The 3,758-nt window shown below is 66.4% G+C and carries 3 protein-coding genes and 1 pseudogene; 3 read left to right on the top strand and 1 reads right to left on the bottom strand.

Annotated elements, in window-relative coordinates; all coding sequences use genetic code 11:
- On the top strand, nt 1-609 hold a 609-nt coding region (locus Q0379_RS04400; RefSeq protein WP_299004771.1), incomplete at its 5' end, for a VOC family protein.
- On the top strand, nt 606-1,433 hold the full coding sequence (locus Q0379_RS04395) for a radical SAM protein (RefSeq protein ID WP_299004768.1): 828 nt from the start codon (nt 606-608) through the stop codon (nt 1,431-1,433). The genes Q0379_RS04400 and Q0379_RS04395, both read left to right, overlap by 4 nt.
- A gap of 36 nt (nt 1,434-1,469) precedes the next feature.
- On the opposite strand, the pseudogene rpoD reads toward Q0379_RS04395, so the two are convergent.
- Nucleotides 1,470-2,969, bottom strand: a pseudogene (gene rpoD / locus Q0379_RS04390) (RNA polymerase sigma factor RpoD); the annotation flags it as partial.
- Nucleotides 2,970-3,360: 391 nt separating this feature from the next.
- On the opposite strand from rpoD, the gene Q0379_RS04385 reads away from it, so the two are divergent.
- The coding region (locus Q0379_RS04385) for a VWA domain-containing protein (RefSeq protein WP_299004766.1) at nt 3,361-3,758 on the top strand (398 nt) is incomplete at its 3' end.

The following is a 3,758-nucleotide window of genomic DNA, read 5'->3' as shown; positions in this document are numbered from 1 at the left end:
GCGGGGATGTACATCCTCGAGATCGGGACGGACATCACCCAGCGCAAGCAGGAGATGGAGGCGAAGATCCGCGGCGAGGAGATCATCCGCGCGCAGTCGCGGGCGATCCAGGAGCTGTCGACGCCGCTCATCCCGATCACCGACGACATCCTGGTGATGCCGCTGGTCGGGCTGATGGACGCGGGCCGGGTGGCGCAGGTGATGGAGGCGCTGCTCGCCGGGCTGGCGGCGACGCGCGGCAAGCGCATGAACCCGCTGCGCACCGCCATCCACCACCTCAACCTGCAGGCCAAGAGCCTGGACGACGTGACGCTGGGCTACCAGCGGCTGCGCAAGATGGGCTACGAAATGGCCAACGCCATCGGCCAGCACCCCAACGACCGCGAGCTGTCGTTCTACGTGGTGTCGCCCTCGGGCTTCGAGGTCGAGCTGGGCTGGGATCCCATCGTGGTCGATGAGGCCCATTGGGTGCCCACCACCTACCAGGGGATGAGCCTGTGGGGACACCGTCCCGAGAACCTGACCCTGGCCTACCGGCTGGGTCGCTTGAAGCAAGGCGTCACGTCGCTGATGCGTGATGAGTTCATGCCCGAAGGAGTTCAGCGATGAATGCGCACCTCGATCACCCACCGGCCCAGGGTGGCCAGGACACCTCGGCCTATGGCGTGGACACCCGGCATGAACCGCGCATGTGGAAGGGACATGAAGTCCGCGCCCATATGACCGACATGGCCCGCGAACTGGGCCAGTTGCGCACGGCGGAAGGACGCGCGCCCTGGGTGCGGCTGCACTATGTCTATCCTTACCCTCATGTGGATCAGGTGATCCCCCTGATGGCGGAAGGGCTGCTGACCCCTTATCTCGACATCCCCTTCCAACATGCCGCGCCTTCGGTGCTGAAGGCGATGAAGCGCCCGGCCAATGAAGCCAAGGTGCTGGATCGCATCCGCAACTGGCGGTCCATCTGCCCGGACATTGCCATCCGTTCGTCCTTCGTCGTCGGCTTCCCCGGTGAGACCGAGGCGGATTTCCAATATCTGCTCGACTGGCTGGACGAGGCGCAACTCGACCGGGTCGGCGCCTTCCGCTTCGAACCGGTGGAAGGGGCCGCCGCCAACGACCTGCCCGGCGCGGTGCCCGAAGAAGTGAAGGAAGAACGCTATCAGCGGATCATGGAAAAGACCGCCGCGATCAGCGCCGCCAAGCTGGAGGCAAAGGTCGGCCGGATCATGCCCGTAATCCTGGATGAGGTCGGCGACCCGGACGAGGAGGATGGCAGCATCGGCGCGACCGCCCGTAGCCAGGCCGACGCGCCGGAAATCGACGGTAATGTCTTCCTGCGCGACGTGGGTGAAGGCCGCAAGGCGGGCGACATGATCGACGTGCAGATCGAGGATGCCGACGATCACGACCTGTACGGCGTGCCGGCCTGACCGATCGGGAACCGGATATCAGGGCCTGGCGAAGGCATCCTGATATTCGGTCTTGATCGCCTTGTAGATCGCCGCATCGACCGGCAGGATCGTGTTCGAGTCCGGGATGAAATCGCCGAGGTGCGAATCCTCTTCATCGCCGACCGGCGTTTCGAGCGAGATCGGCTCCTTGGCGATCTTCAGGACCTTGCGGACCTTTTCCAGCGGCATGGCCAGCTTTTCGGCCAGCTCTTCCGGGGTCGGCTCGCGGCCGATCTCGTGCAGCATCTGGCGGCTGGTGCGGACGATCTTGTTGATCGTCTCGATCATGTGCACCGGGATACGGATGGTCCGCGCCTGGTCGGCGATCGAGCGGGTGATCGCCTGACGGATCCACCAGGTGGCGTAGGTCGAGAACTTGTAGCCGCGGCGGTACTCGAACTTATCGACGGCCTTCATCAGGCCGATGTTGCCTTCCTGGATCAGGTCCAGGAACTGCAGGCCGCGATTGGTGTACTTCTTGGCGATCGAGATCACGAGACGGAGGTTGGCCTCGACCATCTCCTTCTTGGCCTGACGGGCCTCGCGCTCGCCCTTCTGCACGGTCTGGACGATGCGGCGGTAGTCGTCGATCGGCACGCCGGTCTCGGTGGCCAGGGCCGCGATCTCCTGGCGGATGTCGCTGATCGAGCTGTTGTCGTTCTCGACGAACTTGGTCCAGCGCACGCCCATGGCCTTGACCTGATCGGTCCAGGTCGGGTTCAGCTCGGAGCCGAAATAGGCTTTCAGGAACTCGGCGCGGCTGATGCCGTAGCTGTCGGCCAGGCGCAGCAGGCGGCCTTCCAGGCCGATCAGGCGCTTGTTGATCGCATAGAGCTGCTCGACCAGAGCCTCGATGCGGTTGTTGTTCAGCTTCAGCGTCTTCAGGTGCTGGATGATCGTCGCCGACAGGCCTTCGTAGGCCTTGCGGTCGGCTTCCGACAGGTCCTCGCCCTTCAGGCGGCTGCCGACCAGCTTGTCCTGCAGCTTGCGGAAGCTTTCGAACTCGCTGGCGATGGCGTCCAGGATGGCCATAACGCCTTCGCGCAGTTCGCCTTCCATGGCGCTGACGGTCGGACCGGCGCCGTCGTCGAAGTCGTCCTCGTCCTCGCCCTCGGCGCCCTCGGCCTTGGCCTCGCCGGCTTCGTCGTCGATCGGCTCGGCCGGGCCTTCCTCGTCCTCGGCGGCCGGCGCGGCGGCCACGCCGTTGATCGCGGCGTAGGTCGCTTCCAGGTCGATGACTTCGCGCAGCAGGATGCGGCCCGAGCCCAGCTCCTCGCGCCACACCATGATGGCTTCGAAGGTCAGGGCGGACTCGCAGAGGCCGCGGATCATGGTGTCGCGGCCGGCCTCGATGCGCTTGGCGATGGCGATTTCGCCCTCGCGCGACAGCAGCTCGACCGAGCCCATCTCGCGCAGGTACATGCGCACCGGGTCGTCGGTGCGGTCGTAGGCGGCCGGCTTGTCGCTGGTGATGACGGCCGTGCCTTCGTCGCGCGTGGCGACTTCGCCGCCCTCGCCGCCCTCGGTCGCTTCGACGAAGCAGCCGCGGCCGCGCACGCCGCCCTGGCGCTGCCGGCCGCCGCCGACCCTGCGGTCGGGGATCCCCTGCGGGCCGAGCTCGCCGCCTACACGGCCAGCGCGACCCCATGAGGACGCGTCAGTTGTTGCACGCGCAGTTGTTGTAACAAGCCGGGTGCGTGAAGTTCGGGTCCGGCGGCTGCCCGTTCGCGCCCAGGGCGACCGGCAATATCGCGACCGAAGAGTTGATCTATCTCGCCGAGCGGTCGGGGCTGGATCATGGCATGAATCTGGATGCGGCCATTGCCGCCAATCGTAAGGATGCCGGGGTGACGTTGGAGGACGTCCGAGCCTTCGTTCAGGCTTTCGGATTGCCTCGGCGACCGGCGTGGCCGCCAAAGGCACCGGCGGCATCGCCGACACGATGGGTCGCGTGCTCGCCGAGGGCATGGGCAAGCGGCTGGGCGAGCCGGTGGTGGTGGTCGAGCCCGTCCCCCGACGCGTCGACGTCGTGTTCCTGGCCCGACCCGCGGCGACCGCGGCGCTCGCGATCACGCTCCTCGCGATCGCCTTCGCTCGGCCATTCCTGCGGGCCGAGGATCCAACTGCCGCGGCCGATAGCGATATCGCCCGGGTTGCCATCATCGTGGATACCAGCGCGAGCATGCGCCGCGGCGATCTGTGGAAGAGCGCGACGGCCGCCGTGGATAAAGCGATCTCCGAGCTGAAGCCGACGGACCAGGTTGCCGTGTTTGCCTGCGACGATGCGCTGCGTCTGCTCGTCAG

Origin of the sequence: uncultured Caulobacter sp., from assembly GCF_937900395.1 — a bacterium.
Lineage (GTDB): Bacteria > Pseudomonadota > Alphaproteobacteria > Caulobacterales > Caulobacteraceae > Caulobacter.
The sequence above is the reverse complement of the archived record's forward strand: the minus strand, read 5'-3'. Positions and strand labels throughout refer to the sequence as shown.

Coding starts and splice junctions, on each gene's coding strand:
- Q0379_RS04395 (WP_299004768.1), top strand. CDS start 606: ATGAATGCGCACCTCGATCACCCACCGGCCCAGGGTGGCCAGGACACC.